This window comes from Paenibacillus endophyticus, from assembly GCF_014192395.1.
GTDB lineage: Bacteria > Bacillota > Bacilli > Paenibacillales > Paenibacillaceae > Pristimantibacillus > Pristimantibacillus endophyticus.
Genome location: NZ_JACHXW010000014.1, coordinates 112,290 through 130,948 on the forward strand (window position 1 = coordinate 112,290; position 18,659 = coordinate 130,948).

The 18,659-nt window shown below is 47.6% G+C and carries 12 protein-coding genes; all 12 read right to left on the minus strand.

Going from position 1 to position 18,659, the window contains the following annotated elements:
* Positions 1-250 precede the first annotated feature (250 nt).
* A complete protein-coding gene (locus tag FHS16_RS20745) occupies positions 251-1,792 on the minus strand; it encodes a glycoside hydrolase family 32 protein (protein WP_183567123.1) in 1,542 nt (513 codons plus the stop codon).
* Positions 1,793-1,809: 17 nt separating this feature from the next.
* Entirely contained in the window at positions 1,810-4,194 is a 2,385-nt protein-coding gene (locus tag FHS16_RS20750; RefSeq protein WP_183567126.1) for a GH32 C-terminal domain-containing protein, read from the minus strand.
* Between the two features lie 74 nt (positions 4,195-4,268).
* Positions 4,269-5,576, minus strand: coding sequence for a hypothetical protein (locus FHS16_RS20755; protein ID WP_183567129.1), 1,308 nt, complete (start codon positions 5,574-5,576; stop codon positions 4,269-4,271).
* Positions 5,577-5,692: 116 nt separating this feature from the next.
* The gene (locus FHS16_RS20760) at positions 5,693-6,568 is read right to left on the minus strand and encodes a carbohydrate ABC transporter permease (RefSeq protein WP_221226429.1); all 876 of its coding nucleotides are present in this window, start codon (positions 6,566-6,568) and stop codon (positions 5,693-5,695) included.
* Positions 6,569-6,572: 4 nt separating this feature from the next.
* Positions 6,573-7,541 carry a carbohydrate ABC transporter permease gene (locus tag FHS16_RS20765; protein WP_183567132.1) on the minus strand — a complete coding sequence of 323 codons (969 nt, stop codon included), beginning with the start codon at positions 7,539-7,541 and terminating at the stop codon, positions 6,573-6,575.
* Positions 7,542-7,558: 17 nt separating this feature from the next.
* Positions 7,559-8,896: an ABC transporter substrate-binding protein gene (locus FHS16_RS20770; RefSeq protein WP_183567135.1), complete on the minus strand. Its 1,338-nt coding sequence runs from the start codon at positions 8,894-8,896 to the stop codon at positions 7,559-7,561.
* Between the two features lie 283 nt (positions 8,897-9,179).
* Positions 9,180-10,148 (minus strand): LacI family DNA-binding transcriptional regulator, encoded by a 969-nt coding sequence (locus tag FHS16_RS20775; protein ID WP_183567138.1) that lies wholly within the window; start codon positions 10,146-10,148, stop codon positions 9,180-9,182.
* 86 nt (positions 10,149-10,234) lie between these two features.
* Positions 10,235-10,930 carry a 4'-phosphopantetheinyl transferase family protein gene (locus FHS16_RS20780; protein WP_183567141.1) on the minus strand — a complete coding sequence of 232 codons (696 nt, stop codon included), beginning with the start codon at positions 10,928-10,930 and terminating at the stop codon, positions 10,235-10,237.
* A gap of 29 nt (positions 10,931-10,959) precedes the next feature.
* Positions 10,960-11,676, minus strand: a complete 717-nt coding sequence (locus tag FHS16_RS20785) for a thioesterase II family protein (RefSeq protein WP_183567144.1) — start codon at positions 11,674-11,676, stop codon at positions 10,960-10,962.
* Positions 11,663-16,996: a hybrid non-ribosomal peptide synthetase/type I polyketide synthase gene (locus tag FHS16_RS20790; RefSeq protein ID WP_246431883.1), complete on the minus strand. Its 5,334-nt coding sequence runs from the start codon at positions 16,994-16,996 to the stop codon at positions 11,663-11,665. The genes FHS16_RS20785 and FHS16_RS20790 overlap by 14 nt, the downstream gene beginning before the upstream one ends.
* Positions 16,986-17,807: a CPBP family intramembrane glutamic endopeptidase gene (locus tag FHS16_RS20795; protein ID WP_183567149.1), complete on the minus strand. Its 822-nt coding sequence runs from the start codon at positions 17,805-17,807 to the stop codon at positions 16,986-16,988. Before FHS16_RS20795 ends, FHS16_RS20790 begins: the two co-directional genes overlap by 11 nt.
* The gene (locus FHS16_RS20800) at positions 17,804-18,622 is read right to left on the minus strand and encodes a CPBP family intramembrane glutamic endopeptidase (protein WP_183567150.1); all 819 of its coding nucleotides are present in this window, start codon (positions 18,620-18,622) and stop codon (positions 17,804-17,806) included. Before FHS16_RS20800 ends, FHS16_RS20795 begins: the two co-directional genes overlap by 4 nt.
* Positions 18,623-18,659 lie beyond the last annotated feature (37 nt).

An 18,659-nucleotide genomic window follows, 5' to 3' on the forward strand; every position in this document is an offset into this window, starting at 1 on the left:
TTTTACAAATAATGAAATCGCAGTTCCGGTAGGTTTATACTTGTGTACCGTCGCTCACCTCCCTAAAACGCCGCTTGATTGATTTCGGCCTCTTACGCAAATAAAAATGATAGCTCTTGCTACAATCGACATAATATTAGTTCGTCACAATAACGCGCAGGAATATATGCTAGCAGTAGAGCCAATCTTTCGATTGATTCTACTGCTAGCTTTCTGTTTAATGCCCAACTCTAGTGCCTGGTTATAGCGTTCAGAAAGATACACTATGGCTAATGATGTTTTCTTCCATGCGTTTAGAGTTTTCCTTATGGCACAAATTCCATCTGTCCATGGTTACTTCCACCTCGCCGTCCGAAAACAATTCGATTCCATTGCTGTCAGCCGACGGATAGATGGTCGAAGTCATAGTCTTCACCCCGTCGTTGATAAAGATCTCGACACTGGACAGGTCAAGGAAAATGCTCAGATTCAATATGCCGTCTTCTAAGCCAACCGATACCGTTCTCACACCGTTGATACCGCCCTCCGTAGGAGCCTCTTGGATCACATGACCACTTCGGGAACGGTCGAAGGAAAATGTACCATTATCGGCATCGTACAAAAGTACGGTTTCCTCTTCCTTCCCCATCCTGACCTTCAATCCAAATTTGGATGCGCCAAGCGGTTTGAACGCAACTTTTAATTCGAGCTGCGACCCTTCCATTTCAGGAAGCAGCCGCTTTCCGTTTAGCTTGGATTTGAAAGTGACATGATGGCTGCGGTAGTTTTCGATTTCCTTCACCGGTTCCTGATAGAGCAGATTCCCTCTGAGGCTCAATACTCTAGGCAGCGTCATCATGCCTGCCCATTGATGTCCAAGCTGCGCAGCCGGTATATTACGGTCCCACATCTGCATCCAACCCATGATGATTCTTCTTCCTTTGTCATCGATCAACGTTTGCGGTGCATAATAATCAAATCCATAATCCAATTCGTCGGCATATTCGTATTCATACGCCCCCGTCTCGTAATCAAGCTTGCCGATCATATAGGTTACGGAATGAACATTGCAAAATCGCTCTCCGTCTCTTTCCAAAAATTGCGGCGACAGAATCAAAACATCCCGGTCTCCCATCTCGAACAAATCGGGACATTCCCACATTTTCCCGAATTTATTGCCACTTCTGGACATAACGCCAACATACTGCCAAGACCGCAAATCGGAAGATCGATACAGCAGTATTTGACCGCTGTCATCCTCGTAGCGGCTCCCGATAACGGAGTAGTAACTGCCATTCTTGCGCCACACCTTCGGATCCCTGAAGTCTTGCAGAAGAGCACCCGCAGGCAATGCATCCGATCCAATGACCGGATTCTCATCCAACTTCGTGTAGGTAATGCCGTCGCCGATCGCAAGGCACTGCGTCTGACGGATTTTCCCTGGATCTTCGGGATCGGGATTGTGATGGCCTGTGTACATAAGCACATGCTGTCCGTCCACCTCAATCGCCGTACCCGAAAAACAACCGTCCCGATCATAAGGGGCATCCGGCGCCATCGCGACGGGAAGCGACTCCCACTGGATCAAATCTTTGCTCTTCGCATGTCCCCAATGCATTGGGCCAGGAGCCGCTTGATAAGGATGATATTGATAAAAGAGGTGATAGTCCCCGGCAAAAAACGAAAAGCCGTTCGGATCGTTAAGCCAGCCGATATCTGCGGCATAGTGAAACCCTGGCCGATAATCTTGCAGGACAAGGTGTTCATTCTTTTTGATATAATCGTTTGCTTGTTGAACCGTGAAATTCCCCATGTTTCGTCCCCTTCCAGCTATTGCTCGTCATAATACGGTTTTACATTCTCATTCGTATACACAGATCCCATTTCAAATACCGTCAAACGGTCGACAACCAGGCTGCTGTCTCCGAAAATTTCCAGTCCCATTGCCATCTCCAAAGTTGGGAATATTCTGCTGGTAATGCTTACGGCATCATTGCCATACACCTCCAGCAAGGAACGATCCAAAAAGATCTTCAGTTTGACGGTGTCATTCTCCACCGAAAGCGGCGCTTGCTGCACGCCCAAACCGGTTTTGTCCAAGCTCGAGTTCAAGCGGTCAACCTTGAGCCGATTATCAGCGGTATCATAATAGACTGAAGTGTATTCCACATCGTCAGGCGCTTGTCTTACCTTGATGCCGGCAGGCTTTTCGCCGTGGTTGTGGAATTCCAGATAAATCTCCAGCAAATCGCCTTTGATGTCTTTCAGTTTGGCATTGGTTTCATCCACTGTGGCGTTGGACAGTTCCAGCAAGGTGTTCCTTCTGGCATTCTTCACTTCTTCGATTGGAGACACCTGCAATTGTCCCAAATCATTCAAATACAGCGATACGGGCAGCCCTGTCGTATGTGCCCAGCCGGAATAATATTCTTCCCATGAGCCCCGGGATCCTTGAGCAATCGTAAAGAGAATGGATCGTCCCGTCTTGGGATCGACAAACCCGCTCGGACCGGTGAAGAAGCCGTCTCCGTAATCGATCAGACGAGGCTCTTCATGCTCGGGAACAAATCGTTTCGATGCTTCGTCAAATTGGCCCAGCCAATAATAGACTTCTACATCAGCCCCGGATCCATGGGGACTGACGATGAAAATATCCTTCTTGATTGTCCCATCGGCCGATTGCACAGGGAGCAGGATGGGCAGCTCCCAATGCTCGCCAAGAAACTTGAATTTATCGCGGCTGCTTTCAAATACATTGCCGTGATATTCCCAGTTTTCCAGATCGGATGAGGAATAAATAGAGGCCGTTCCCCCATTGTTGTTGTTCGTGCCAGTACCGACGAGCATGTACCAAACATCCTTGTCATTATCTTTCCACACGAACGGATCCCTGAATTCGCCGAAATCGCCTTGGCCTTCTTTCTGAACGACGATTGGCTGCGGATGGGATTTCCACTCCACTAAATATGGATCATGAAGATCGACCGGTCGAACCAATCCTACTCTTTGATTCGGTTTTTCGCTGTCATTGCCTGCGGTAATGAACAAGACCGGCTTCCCATCGCGGTCGAGCGTTGCGCTTCCCGTCCAGATCCCGTCTGGCGCGAGCTCACCGGCCTCCGGGGAAACCGCTTCTTTCACGTTTTCCCATCGGATCATGTCATCACTGACCCAATGTCCCCAATGGATTTGATGCCAGAAGGGGCCGAACGGATTGTGCTGATAGAACAAATGATATTTGCCGTTGTAATAAACCGGGGCATGAGGCTCGTTCATCCAAAATCCCGGCGGAATGGCATGAAACTGCGGGCGGTAACGGTCTCCGTCATAAATGGCGGGATCGATTCGGATCTCATCATAAGCGATTTGCGGAAGCGCGTTTCCGCTAATTTGGATATACTGTTCATAAGACTGTTTCACTTCTGCCTTGGTCAAGGCTTTGTCATATATTTTCAGTTCGTCCATCATGCCGTTAAACATGTTGGCGTCGAATACGCCGGCCACTTTGAAATTGTTACTGTGCTTGCCGATGGACAACTTATCGTCGCTTTTATTAATAGGCTTGCCTTTGTATTCTTCAAACACTTCTTCGTTGACTTTCTCGCCGTTCAAGTAAAGCGTCGCTTTGCCTTCCGTGGAATCAAATGTCGCGACGACATATGACCATTTGAACTTCGGCAGCGGATGTCCATTGTCCCAGATCTCCACATTGCCAGCCAACAGCGAATCTCCCAGCCCCAATTGAAGCGACCACGTCCCATGCCGGTACATTCCAAAAACGAAGCCTTCCTTTTTCTCCTTACTCCCTTGACTGACGAATGCGGAAAGAAGTTGTTGATCTCCCCATTCAAAAGCCCGCGGCGCTACCCATACGCCAATAGACAGCTGATCCTCGGGCGTATCGAACTTTTCCTTTTCAATAAAAGTGGAATATCCGTCGAAAAGCAACGAACCGCCGTTGATCCCGACCTTCTTCCATAACGGATCGGAATGTTTTTTGTAAAGCAGTGGTTGATTTCTCTCATTAAACACGTAGTTGACATGCTGCTTTTCTTCACTGACATGGTCAACAATATCCTCACCGGACTGTTCGTTAAAACTCCAGTATCCGGCCAATCCCTTATCATCTGATTCGGACGTGCACGCTGCCATTCCAAGGACTAAGATGCTTAATGCCAAAAAAACACCGTATTGCCCAAATCGTATTTTTTTCACCTACTGTCTATCCTCTCTACTTGGTTTAAATGGAGAGCCGCTTGTCGCTGGCTCTCCATTTAGATAAGCCAGATTTACTTCAATTGGTTTGTGGCTTCGATTGAATCCGCAGGAGCCGCATCAAGCTTTGTATTGAAGGAGTCGAATGTCATAAAACCCCAATCGGACGACGCCTGATCGACGATTTCAATATACAATTTCTTGCCGAGATGCTTAGAAAGATCCGCATGGTACTGAACCATGTTGGCTAGTCTCATGCCTTGGTCAACATTCGGGAAGTTAACGTCCGCAAACTCGGAGTTGCCGTACCGGGCGACCTCATTTTTGCTGTCCGCATCGACGATCGAGATATACATCGTGGAAGGGTCTTTGCCTCCGCCTAGCTTGAAGCTGATGATGCCGGTGCCGCCAAGTTCAAAGGTTGCCGACGTCAGCTTGCCTTTGCCGCCTTCATTGAACAAACCGAAAAGGTATTTTCCATCTTTGTTGTACGGAATTTTTTCGGCCCACCAGGTTTCGTCCAACGTTACGCCCGCATGTTCGAAAGCGTCTCCTTCAAAAGTCCAGCCGCAAAGGTTGCCTTCTTCAAATCCGCCGTTGGCGATTTCATTAGGGGAAGGAGCTGCTATAAGAGCGCAGTCGTACGATCTTGCCTTGTCTTTCTTCTCGCCGGCCGCCTGTGGTTCCGCTACGCCGTCCACGTAATACGTACGGATATCGTCCAGGTTGATAAATCCGAAGTCGCCGTCGTCGTCCCCATCGACCACCATCAAGTACATCTCTTTGCCCAAGTACTTGGACAGGTCCAACGTGTACTCCGCATAGTTGTTCGTAAAGCCTAGGCCGGCTTCATATTTCGATACATCCGCAATACCAGGATCGACAAACTCAGTGTTGGACTGCTTGGCAATTATTTCGTCGTTCTCAGCCAAATGGACGGCAACGAACGTGGTGTCGATGTCCCGAGCGGCGCCGATCTTCATGGAAATCTTCCCATCGCCGCATAATGTGAAGGTTGAGGACTTTAATTTACCCGTTTTCGTTTCTTTAATCGTCTCGTCGAATCCTAAACCGTACAAGTGCCAATTTCCTTCATGCTTAAAAGGTATCTTCTCTTTCCAGAAGGTCGGGGTCGTCATTACGGTATCATCGATAAAGGCATCTCCTTCCACAACTGTCCAACCGGTCAAGTCTCCCGTCTCAAAACCTCCATTAACGGGCCGCGCATTCTCTGGCGTGCAAGCCGACGTGTCTACAGGCGCAGTCGCTTCGGGATTGTTGGATGCGGTACCGCCACTTTCAGCGTTCTCCTCATTACTTTGACAAGCGGCCAACGAAACGGCCAATACAAGCACGCACAGAACAGATACAATTTTCTTCAAGGATACACACTTCCTTCGGTCGATTTTTTTCAAACAAGTTCACGAGATCGAAACACGGTCAAGGATTGGGTAGAAACCTGCCTCCCTTCGCCATGTGCTGCCCCTTTCTGTATGGATTACTTAATCCCCGCTGTACTAAACCCTTCCACGATATATTTCTGTGCCAGGGCATAAACAACGATTAGAGGAATTGTTGCTAAGGTGAGAGCGGCCATAATCTGTCCAGTTTCGATCATCGGCTGCTGCGCTAACGTATTTAATGCGGCTTGTATCGGATAAAGCGGCCAGTCGCCGTTTCCGCTCGGAGCAGGGAGTACCATAATCGGCCATATATAATCATTCCAGACGCCGATAAAGTTTAAGGTTGCAATGGTGGCAATAATCGGCTTGGAAGTGGCCAGGATAATATGGTAATAGACCTGCAACTTGCTGGCGCCATCCATAATCGCCGCCTCCTCCAGCTCTCTCGGAACGCTGACGAACGATTGCCGGAAGAGGAATATATTGAATACGCTGACCAGAGGCGGGATCAGTACCGCAAAGATCGTGCCCGTCAAGCCCAAGCGGTGCACAATCGTATAGAGTGGAATAATCGTCGTTTCAATAGGTACAACAATGAGAAAGACAATCAACCCGAGCAGAAAGGTTTTCCCTGGAAAATGGAATTTCGCAAGCGCGTACCCCGCCATGGAAGAAACGATAATGTTGCCGACCACGATGAACGCAGAATAGAAAGAGCTGTTCAACATAAAACGCCAAATCTTGTAATCAGTTAATAAAATCGCATAGTTTCGAAGAAAAACCGAGCCATCGGTTATATTGGGAATGAAGCTCGATAATTTTCCCGTCTCGCTGTAGATCAGTACATCCGGTTTGGTCGAAGCCGCCAGCATCCACACCGTCGGAAACAGGAACAGAACGGCGAGAACGGACATAAACAGATAGATAAATAACAGCCTGAAGCCTTTGTTGTTCACGGTCATTCCTTTCATCCGTCTAATCCACCTCTCTCAGTACATACCGCTGCACCAGTGTCATGGAACCGATCAGTACGGTCACGAGCAGAGCAATGGCACTGGCGTACCCGACCATTTTAAATACGTAGCCTTCGTTATAAATAAGGTAAGACAGCGTCACGGTGAATTCTTTGTAGCCGGTCAGAATCATCGGTTGTATCATCAGCCTGGACGCCGCGATGAAGGTTGTAATCAGGATAAACAGCGTAATCGGCTTCAAACCCGGCATGGTGATATTCAGGAAGCTTTTCCACCGGTTGGCGCCGTCCAATTGAGCGGCTTCGTACAAATCTCTGGAAATATTTTTGAGGCCCGCAAGAAAGATGATCATTTGCATACCCGCGCCCTGCCATGCCGAGAGGAGGATAATCAGGTTCATCGCTTGATCCGGATCGGTAAAAAAGCCTTGTACCGGAATTCCCATTTTCACCAGCAAGCCGTTTATTAAGCCCTTCTCGTCCGGCCTCAACATGTATAACCACAGGAATGACGTAACCGCCAAGGACATAACGACAGGACTGAAAAAAGCAACCTTGAAAAAACCCCCACCTTTACGCGGCTTGTTGACCAGCAAAGCCAAACCGAGTGCAACAGCAATTTGCAAAGGCACGCAAAACAGCATGAAGTATAAAGTATTCTTCAGCGCATGGTAGAAATCGCCTTGACCGCTCAAATCCTTAGTCAACGACGAGAAATTGTTAAGACCGATATAATGGATATTGTTCGGTTCGAGCAAATAATAATCGGTAAAGCCGTACCAAAGCGACAACACGATCGGTTGAATGACAAACAGGACAATTAGAACCAGCGCCGGAGCCATAAAGAGATAGCCTGCCAAGGAGTGGCTCCACTTAAATTTGAATTCGCCCGACTTTCGAATATCCCATAGGACGCATACAGCCAGGATCAGTATAAAAACCGCAATTAAACCGAGCGTGAATGTATTCATATCGAGCTCCTTTCAAGCTACCTCTTGTGTCTCTCCAACTTGACTTCCAGTTGTTTCGTAAGCTGGTCCAGCGTTTCGCCGACATCTTTGCCGTTGACGATCCGATCGATGGCCTGCTGAAAGGAGAATGTCAGCTCGGGGTACGCGAACACATTCGGTCTCGGATGCCCGCCCGCAATCAACTGGTCCATAAACAATTTGTCTGGTCCCTCTTTGTACTTCGAAACCTCAGCATAGGCCGAAGCCTTTGCCGGAAGCAGTCCCGTGGCATTTGTCACCATGATCGTCGACTCTTTGTTCGTCATCCATTCCGCAATCTTCGCCGCTTCTTCCGGATGCTTGGTCGATTCGCTTACTCCGAACGCCCAACTGCCTGTCGGTACATGCAGCTTACCGGATTCGCCGACTGGATATGGAAGCACGCCCCAATGAGGAACGGTATCGACATAGCTGTATTTCATCAGCGGGATCGTCCAAGCTGAGCTTAAGGACATCGGATATATGCCCACTTCGAACGCATTGTCTTCAGGAACGGCTGCGGAAAGTCCTTCATTGATCATTGATTGGATGAAGGCGAAGCCTTTGGCCGTGTTTTCACTATTGAAATACCCTTGGACTTCTATGCCGTCTTCGGAAATCAATTCTCCTCCGTTGGTCCAGATGAAAGGCGCAAGTCCGAATGTCACCCATTCGTCTTGCGAACCGAGGTGCAGATCGATGGCCGGTTTATTGAATTTATTTTTCAAAGTGGTTGCGATTTGTTTGAACTCATCCTGCGTCCAAGGGTCCTCAACGGTGATTCCGAGGTCCTGATCGCATGACTCGACGCTTTTGCAGAGACCTGCTTGGACAAACATGTCTTTGTTATAGAACACGGCAACCGTCGATTCCTGGATAGCCAAACTGTACAATTTCCCTTCGTACGTTCCTTGCTGCAAGGCTGTATTAAGGAAGTCATTCTTGGATTCCTCAGGCAGACGATCTGACAGATCGAGCAAGATGCCGGATTTGGCGTATGCTCCCGTATTGGGACCGTCCAGGGTTAGCACATCGGGCAATGAACTCGTCGTTAACGCTGCGTTGACTTTGTCCTCATACCCCGTACCGCCGCCTCCACGCGCAATGTATTGAACTTCAATTTCAATTTTTCCGACATTGGCGTCGTTGAACGCCTTCGCTCTCGTTTTGTAAGCTTTTCCTTCTAGCGTGTCTTCGGAGACGTGAACCCACATAGACAATTTGACGGGTCCATCGCTCTCTTGGGAACCCTCGCTATTTTCGGAAGCCTCTCCGCTGCATGCAACAAGCATCAATACCATAGAGACAAGCACTAACCCTATCCACCCTTTGTTCACTATAATCCCTCCCATAAAAAGTATTGTTCATTAATTGAAACGTTTCCAATTTATCACACTACATTCTCACAAATGAAACGTTTCCAACTTACCGCATTACATTCTCGTAAATGAAACGTTTCCAACTCACCGCAGAACATTCTCATAACTGAAACGTTTCCAACTCAGTCCGCGCTAACGCGTAGATCAATGAAACGCTTTGATATTGAAGCAAATAACTATCCTGCTGCGATGATTTCTGTTTGTGAAGCGTTTCCAATACCATTATGGAAAAGCTGACAACTCATGTTGTTTCGCCTTGCCAGTATTCGACAGCAATTATAAAATCTTCGTGTTCGACCGACTCGCCTTCAATTTTTTTGAGAAGAAGCTGGACAGCCTTTCTGGCCATTTGTTCAACCGGCTGACGAATGGTTGATAATACGGGATGGAAGTACTCATGATCCTGAATACCATCGTAACCGATGACCTTTACGTCTTCCGGGACGCGAAGTCCGCTTCTTTTCGCAATCTCTATATATTTGGCTGCAAGCATATCCGTAATGGCAAAAACGCCATTCACTTCCGGATACTTCTTCAGGAACCGCTTTATAAAAGCGATATCATCTGCGATCGGATCGGGTTCTTCGTATACGACGTACGGAATTCCCATTGCTTCTGCTTCATGTATAAATCCTTTTTTCCGATTCCTTGTTTCCGAATTGATGGAAGTCGCGCCCCCAATAAACGCAACGTTATTGGCGCCTGCTTTGACAAGCTCTTTTAATGCGATTCTACCGCCCTCAAAATTGTCGGAAGTTACGCAAGTAATTTGTTTGGAAAAGTGACGATCGATGCTGACGATTGGAATATCTGTATGGATATATTCCTCAATGTCGTTGTATGTGATGCCAATTATTCCCGCAACTTTATTTTGTTTAAGCATATCCAAATAATACAGTTCTTTTTCCGGCTTGCCTCCACTATTGCATAGCAGCAGTTGATACCCATTTCGGTCAAGCTCATCTTCAATATGATACGCAAGTTCCGAAAAGAATTGGTTGAAGATGCTGGGCAGCAACAATGAAACGAGATAGGAACGCTGCATTTTGAAATTTCTTGCAACTTGATTCGGCACATAATTGAGTTCTCGAATGGCTTCGATTACTTTGTTTCTTGTTACGGGTTTGACTGAGCCTATGTTATTGATAACTCTGGATACTGTTCCAACCCCCACCCCTGCCAAGTTTGCAACATCCTTAATGCTATGCAACTAAATACCCCCAGTTAAAACGTTTTCATCCTACAGTCTCATCATAGCAATGTTTTGGAAACGTTTCAACTATTTTTTCGTTGTTCTTACGCATTGACAATTCGTTCAAAATGGTCGGATGCTCTCGTCCACGGAAGAATATGAATCTTCTCGGGGAACAGAAGCGGATTCCCGCATACAGCCATTTTGTAGCCGGGATCCAATTCATACATTCGAAAACGCCAAGTATCCATTTCCGTTCCAGCATTAAGTTTTATATCCTTGCCCTCTAAAAGAAAAGAAAACGTATGGAGAGCTATAGAAAGTCCTTTTCCTTCAGCCTTGATATAGCTTTCTTTTAGCGTCCAAAATTCGTAAAAACATGACAATCTCTGATTCACAGGCTGATTATACATATGCACGATTTCCAACTGGGAGAAAAATCGGTTTGCGATTGCGAGATCGAATGGTCTTATTCTTTCGATGTCAATACCTACCGGAGAAATGTCGAAGCAAGCAACGACCCAATCACTGGAATGAGAGATATTGAAATGATAATTTGGATAACCTAACAAAACAGGTTTGGAATACTCGTTCCGAACGATCTTCACTTGATGATGAGAAATATTCCAATGGTCAAAGGCAACTATTCGTACAAGCACTTCGCCAAAAAATGATCGTATGAAATCATCTTTGAATCGGTACCTTTGCAGTTTATTTCGCAATTCTTCACTTACGTGCCGACTTAAATATTGGCAAAGAAGAAAATCGGCATTTTCAACATTTATCGCATAGATTTCCAAGTAATCGCCTCCTCGCTTATACCCGTGAATTACCTATCTTGCCCATCGATGATAGTCAATTGTTGACAAATCAAATCAACCACTTGCCCCACATCTGTATGTATGAAAAAGTGGTTTCCCTGAAATTCGTTTACATGACATTTCCTTTTCGTATACTGTTTCCATTCTTCCGCTTCATTGCGCGAATATCGATCTTGGGCGCCGTATAACGCGGTAATATCGCAATCCAGCTTTTCTCGCAAGGCGGATTCATAAGTTTCCACCAGCCGGTAATCCGCTCGAAGAATGGGCAGGAACAGCATCGACAATTCTTTATTTTCAAATATGTCGGGGGATGTCCCGCCTAATTGCAAGATGTGCTCTTGAAACTCCTTTTCCGGCATCAAATGAACGTTTTTGTTCTCCCTGAGATGCGGCGCTTTGCATCCGGATAAAAAAACATGAGCGGGAGATCGATTCGTTAATGAGAAGATCCGGAGGGAAGCCTCGTAGGCAAACAAGGCTCCCATGCTATGTCCGAATATGGCAAATGGCGTTTCGTCCAGATGTTCGGCAATCTGCCGAATCAAATCATCCGTCCCATCACCCCTCAAGCTTTTATAAAATGGATCAGCCAACCGAATTCCGCGGCCGGCCATTTCGATAGGGACCACTTCGATCCATGGCGGCATCCGTATTCTCCAGGAGGAGTAGTTCATGGCAGAACCGCCGGCATAAGGCAAGCAAAACAATTTAACCCGATTCATTCTGACCTCCATTTTCATCTGACCATACTTTGATTGGATTGGATTGGATGGCTGCTGCCAATCCGGCGATCGTCGTAACCGAAAGCATGTTTTCATCCTCGGGCATCAGATTTCGCTTCTCCAAAGCCACCTTCATATAGATCAGCTTCAAAGAATTGCCGCCAAGTTCAAAGAAATCATCGTACACACTTACACGCGGAAGCTCCAGTATCTCCTTCCATACCTCTTCCAACTGCGCTTCCCGTTCATTGCGAGGGGCCACATATTCGTTATCGGAGCTTCTTTGCATGGATTCCGGATGCGGAAGCGCTTTGCGGTCGATTTTCCCGTTTGCCGTAACCGGAATGTCTTCCATCTCCACGAAGTAGGACGGCACCATATAATCCGGCAAATAGCGAAGCAGTTCGCTTCTCATCTGCGCGACAGGTACATGAGCCCGACTCACAACATAGGCGCACAATGCTTTATACCCCGACTGTTCTTCGATAGGAATGACGACTGCGGATTGAATATTCGGCAGGCTCAACATGAGCGCTTCAATTTCTCCCGGTTCTACGCGATAGCCTCTGATTTTTACCTGAAAATCTGTTCTGCCGATATATTCCGCTTCGCCGTTTTCCTTCCACCTCGTCAAATCTCCGGTACGGTACATGATCGTTCCCGGAATGAACGGATTTTCGATGAACCGCTCGAGCGTTAAATCCGGACGATGCAAGTAGCCTCTTGCGAGACCTGCCCCGGAAATGTACAATTCCCCTGCGACTCCGATTGGAACAGGCATGAGCGCTTCGTTTAAAATGTAGTTTTGGTTCTTATGCATCGGTTTGCCGATCGGCACATTTTTTCCGGCAGGCTTTTGCGATCCGTATATATGCATATTCGAACAAATGGTCGTTTCCGTAGGTCCATATCCGTTGATGATTCTCATCTCGGGATTCAACTGCAAGTAACGTTCCAACGTCCAATCTTTGATCGGTTCGACGCCGACCAGCAGTTTATCTAATTTCACCTTATGGCGCTCGGGTTCAAGCAAATCGCAAATGTCATTCAACAACGTCGGCGGCAAATAAGCGAAACTGATGGATTCTTCGACCAGAAGATTTGCCAGCGCATTCATATCCGTCAGCTTCGGCATCGGATAAAGAACAAGCACAGAACCGAATATTAGCGGTAAAAACAGCTCGCAAACGCTCACATCGAATGAAATGCTCGTCAAACTGAGACAGCGGTCTTCATAGCCAAATTGGCCTCCGAAGTGTTCTCGAATCGAATATGCGAAATGGTGTAATGACTGATGTTCGACCATGACTCCCTTCGGCTGTCCGGTGGATCCGGAAGTATAAATAACGTACATCAAATCGCCCGCTTCATTGATGTTGCCTGGATTCGATATCCGCTCATTCGCCGCAACCGAACCCGTTAACAAGATTGTTTCTCCCTCAAAAGAAACCGTCTCTCTCCATTCCTCTTGCATGCACACGACCTTCGTGCCGCTATCCTTCAACATATATTGGATGCGTTCCAAGGGAAGCTGAGGATCAATCGGCAAATAAGCTCCGCCGGCCTTTAGTATCGCCATCATGCCGATGACCAGCTCGGGAGAACGTTCCGCGACAATGCCAACCACCGAATCCGGACCAACCCCTTTGGAACGAAGCAAATGCGCAAACTGATTCGATCTTTCGTTCAGTTCACGGTATGTGAATAGTTGGTCTTTCCACACGAGCGCCGTCCGATCCGGCGCATGATCCGCCTGTTCTTCGAACAGGCAATGAATGGGGCGAGGCGGGAATGTCCAGCTTTCGCTATTGTTAAATTCGTTGACGATCAGCCGTACATCGTCATCGGCAAGCATTTGAATATGGCCGATAGGCGTTTCCGGCTGGAGCGCGACCTCTTGTAAAATTTTTAAATAATGCCGCATCATTCGTTGAACCGTTTCTTCTTTGAATAGTTTGGCGCAATATTCGACGACAAACCGCAAACCGTTTTCCGTCTCGTACGTTTGAATCATCAGATCGAATTTTGCCGTATTGTTTTCAATGGGGTACGGCGCGACGGATAGCTCATCCAGAGAAATTTCCGGGATGTCGATATTTTGCAAAATTAACATCGTATCAAACAGCGGATTTCTGCTCTTGTCTTGTAAGCATAAAGAATGGACTAAATCTTCGAACGGATAGTCCTGATGGCGATAAGCAAGGATGGCATTTTCTTTCACCTCGTTCATGAAATGCAGGAAAGATTTCTCCTTCGCAGGAAAATTACGAAGCGCCAGCGTATTGACGAACATCCCGACCAACGATTCCAGGTTATGGTGCGGTCTTCCGGAAATAGGCGAGCCTACGACGATATCATCTTGTCCCGTATAACGATGAAGCAATACATTGTACGCCGCAAGAAGAACCATGAACAGCGTCGTTTCCCTTTCCTTGGCAAGCTGCTTGATCCGGGAAACGGTCTCTCCATCCAATGCGACTTCAAACGTTTTTCCTTCTGCGCTCTTAACGGGCGGTCTGGAAAAATCAGTCGGCAATTGCAGGACGGGTACTTCGCCGCGAAACGCATTCAACCAGTAGTCTCTTTGCACTTCCATGAACGGCGAACGGGCCATCTCGTGTTGCCATACCGCGTAATCTTTATACTGTAGCGCCGGAGCAGGCAACGCTTGTCCATGATACAATTGCATTAATTCCCGTATGAGAATCCCCATCGACGTACCGTCGGAAATGAGATGATGTTTATCCACAAGCAGGACATGTTTTTGTTCGGAAATGCGCAGCAGCAGCAGCCGAATGAGGGGATCCTTAGCCAAATCGAACGGACGTATAAAACGATGAATATAGTCCGGCACATCCGATTCGGCAGCTTCGACAGATTCTATGGAAAGCTCCAGGCGGTCAGCAAAGCTTTGAACCGGTTCGTCGCCATCCAGATAGAATGAGGCGCGGAATATTTCATGCCTGTCCAATAAAGCTTGAAAAGTGTTTTTCAATCGCTCCGGGTCAAGCGGGCCTTCAAGCAGCAACGCTTGAGGCAAATGATACGCCGTCGATGCCGGTTCAAATTGCTGAAGAATATACAACCGTTTTTGCGCGGACGATAAAGGGTATCGTTCCCGCTTTTTGGCTGCTTGCGGCTCCGGAAAGTGCAAGGAATCATCGGCTTTGTCTTCGGTCGCGATCGCTGCAGCGATCTCGCGGATGGTCGGAAACTGGAATATAGCCGTGGGATCCCAGCGAGTTTGAAAAGATTCATTGAGACGGTTCGTCACCCATAAAGCAAGAATCGAATCTCCGCCTAATTCAAAAAAATGGTCGTCGACGCCGATTTGGCGAACGCCAAGCACATCGCTCCAAATCGCCGCAATCGTACGATCGGCAGCGGAATAATCGACCTCGCTTTCTTTGCCTGTTAGAACGACCGCCTGCGACGCTTTTGCACCAGGCGTCGCTGGTGCAGCAGACGAATAAATGGCGCCGTGATCCATATCGACCCAACATCGCGTTCGCTTAAACGGATATGTGGGCAAGCTTGCTTTGTAGCGATTTTCGTCGCTGTAAAACGACTCCCACTCGATGTCCGCGCCTTCAACGTAAAGCCGGCATATGCCGGCCTTGTCGTCTCGCATCTGTTCCAGATCAGCAGCCCGAAGTTCACCGGCGTTGCCGGCGTTGCCGAAATAGACGTGTTCGCTTTCCGCTTCCAAGCCGATCTCGGAAATTCGCTTCAATTTCATCCATAAATCGTCCGTATCGCGAACGAGCATGGCAAGCCTATAGGATAGATGGGCCCGTCCCGTTGCCACCGTATAACATATATCCTTAATGGACAACGATTTTAAGCGGTCCGCTTGTTCCATATAGGAATCGATCCAGCCCAGCAATGTCTCATGACTCTGGGCCGACAGGACAAACAGCGCTGCTTCGTTCTCGACGCGATGCGGCGAAGCTTCGCGGAGCGGCGCTTCTTCCAGGACAACATGACAATTCGTCCCGCTCATGCCGAAAGAGCTGATTCCACATCTTCTTGGCGCGTTTCCTGCGGGTTCTAAAGGCTTATTCCGGTCGTTGACATATACCGGAGAGTCAATAAAGTCGATTTTACGATTCGGCCGTTCGAAATGAACGATCGGAGGAATCGCTTGATGCTTCATTATGAGAGCCGTTTTAATAAGTCCAGCGATTCCTGCCGCATGGTCCAGATGTCCGATATTCGTTTTTAACGTACCGACAGAGCAAAATTGCCGGCGGTCCGTGTACCTGCGAAACGCGCTCTGCAACGCTTCAATTTCGATCGGATCGCCGAGTTTGGTTCCAGTGCCGTGCGCTTCGACATATCCGACAGTTTCAGGGTTGATTCCGGCATCCTCCCAGGCCTTGCAGATGACATCGGTTTGCGCACCGGCGTCCGGCGCCGTCAAGCCGCTGGAGCGTCCGTCCTGATTGACCGCGCTACCTTTAATAACCGCATAAATATGGTCCCCGTCTCTTTTGGCGGCATAAAGTGGTTTTAATAGCACTGTGCCCCCCCCTTCCCCGGCACCGGTCCCGTCCGAACGATCATCAAACGTTCTTGCCCTTGCGTCAGACGATTCGATCCCGATACGGATATCCTTATGAAACGGCAGTATATTCACTTTCGCGCTGCCTGCAATCGCCATTTCGCATTCCCGGTTTCTTAAGGCCCGAACGGCCATATGAACAGCGACGAGCGAAGACGAGCAAGCCGTATCCACAGTCATAGCCTGGCCTTTGAGGTCGAGTAAATAGGAAAGCCGTCCCGCCATCATGGATGAAAGATTTCCCGTAATCGCCAGCGACATGACATCCGGCTCGAATCGATCGATCAACCGTTTGTAATCGTGAAAAGCATCACCGTTATAGCCGACAAATACGCCCGTGCGCGTGCCTCTGATTTTTTCGCCGCCGTATCCGGCATCCTCGATGGCCTTCCAGCTGTTCTCCAGAAACAGGCGCTGATTCGGATTCATCAAGCTTGCTTCTTTCGGTGAAATGCGAAAGAACGAATAATCGAATTTGTCGATCTCCTGAAAAAACGAGCCTTCGTGATAACGCGTCAAATCATCTTCCAGTCCAGAAATTTTCAAATACGGCTTTACATCCTCCAAGCGGCCTTCCGGAAAAGGTCCTACCTGATCGAAGCCGCGTTGCAGGTTTTCCCAGAATCGATCCATATTTTCAGCGCCAGGAGCTTGAATCGCCATACCGATAATGGCGATTTCGTTAATCGAAACATCCTCGATCGCGCAGCTTTGGCTAATTTCCTCATCGTCCAGACGCAGGTTCTTAAAATCCATCACTGATTTCCACGCTCCCGGATTCAAACTGCTTTTGAGAAGGCACCCGATCTTTCCATAATAGGTACATGAGATAAATAATCAAAACGGAACAAAGCAAAATGACGAACACGAGTGTTGCGCCAAACGACGGATCGATCCGATAGATAGCGAAATACGTTGAGAACAACACAAATTCGGAAAGGATCGTCGACCAAACCGACCCCGTCCAAATATAAATAAGGCAAAGAATGACCGCTCCGAGCATGCCATAGGCGGACAAAGCCGGATTCCAGTCGAAGAATAGCCAGCCGTAAATGATGCCGAGAACAAAAATCGATAGATAAGTCGGAAACACCTTCTGCATCTGATTAAAAATCAAACCTCGGAAAAAGATTTCCTTGTAGAACGAGTGGACAATCCAGAAAACAATAAAAAAAGCGACGTTTCGTCCGAGCAAAAATTCAAAAGCCTCGTTGAATTGCGGAAAATGTTCCTGTATATAAGGTATGCGTACAAGACACATCATCCAAATGCCCATGAGAATGGACAAAACGATGATTATGCCGGTCGTTTTGGCATTCATGGGAACCAATCGGCTCATCTTGAAAATGCTTTTTTTATAAAACAGTTTGAAAATCACTAGATAAAGAAAGAGTCCAATCAAATCGTGTGCGATAATTGCGACGCGAAAGTTGATTTGCTCAATCGCCTGCATCGATTCGCGACCGACAACCCAAAGGTCCCATAATTTAAACATCGTTTGAATGGAGATCAAATAAAGACCGATGATCCATGCCAAATTTCCAAGCATGACCGCAAGCTTTTTCATACCGGCACCTCTGTTCTTGTGATTTGTACCTGCTTGTCAGAACGATACAGGATGGCAAGTATGGAAATAATGCCCGCAATGCTAAGCAAGGCAATTGCGATCAGCGCGATATCGTTCCATTTGGCAATCATGTCGTACGCGCCAAGTTTTCGAAGGGTAAAAATGAGCGAATTCACGATCGCCGCCGTGTAGATCGTAGCCCATATAGACTGCAGCCGATTATAAATCAACGTATACATGATGGCCAGGAAGAAAGCGATGCACGAAATCGGCAGGCTGGGTTGGAAATACGCGTATACAAGCGCGTGGATGATCATCGCTGCAACCAAAGGCATTCCGGTACGCCGCAATTCGTTCAAGATTAACCCGCGGAATAAAGTTTCTTCATAAAGAACGCCAAAGACGACAGCGCCGAGCAGCGTGATGACAAAAGAGTCGCCCATAAATATTTCCACATATTCATTTAAAGCAGGGAAGTTCGATTTCAAAAACGAAATTTGGATCAGACTGACGAAGAACACCGCGCATAATATTCCGGTCACGGTGAGCCAACCGACAGCCGAACGCGATATCGGCTGGAATCGGCACATGCGGAAAAGCCCCTCGGACTTAAAAAAGAATCGTTTGAACCAAAATACGCCGAGCAGCAGCACATAAGACGTGGTCAAAACGGTAATCATCCACATTGGTCCGTTACGATCCAACATGTCTTTGTACGCGTCGAATTTGATATAAACCCGGTCATGAATGATCATTGCGGCATAAAATGTCGCTAAATATACGACAATATTCAAAACTAAACGAATCCATTTCAAGGTGAACATCCTTTCCGATATGTAGTTAGCATTTCGA

What these genes read in the sequence shown, in the direction of transcription:
- FHS16_RS20745 (WP_183567123.1), bottom strand. Translation starts at nt 1,792, where the DNA reads ATGGGGAATTTCACGGTTCAACAAGCAAACGATTATATCAAAAAGAAT.
- FHS16_RS20790 (WP_246431883.1), bottom strand. Translation starts at nt 16,996, where the DNA reads ATGGATTTTAAGAACCTGCGTCTGGACGATGAGGAAATTAGCCAAAGC.
- FHS16_RS20765 (WP_183567132.1), bottom strand. Translation starts at nt 7,541, where the DNA reads ATGAATACATTCACGCTCGGTTTAATTGCGGTTTTTATACTGATCCTG.
- FHS16_RS20795 (WP_183567149.1), bottom strand. Translation starts at nt 17,807, where the DNA reads ATGAAAAAGCTTGCGGTCATGCTTGGAAATTTGGCATGGATCATCGGT.
- FHS16_RS20760 (WP_221226429.1), bottom strand. Translation starts at nt 6,568, where the DNA reads ATGAAAGGAATGACCGTGAACAACAAAGGCTTCAGGCTGTTATTTATC.
- FHS16_RS20785 (WP_183567144.1), bottom strand. Translation starts at nt 11,676, where the DNA reads ATGAATCGGGTTAAATTGTTTTGCTTGCCTTATGCCGGCGGTTCTGCC.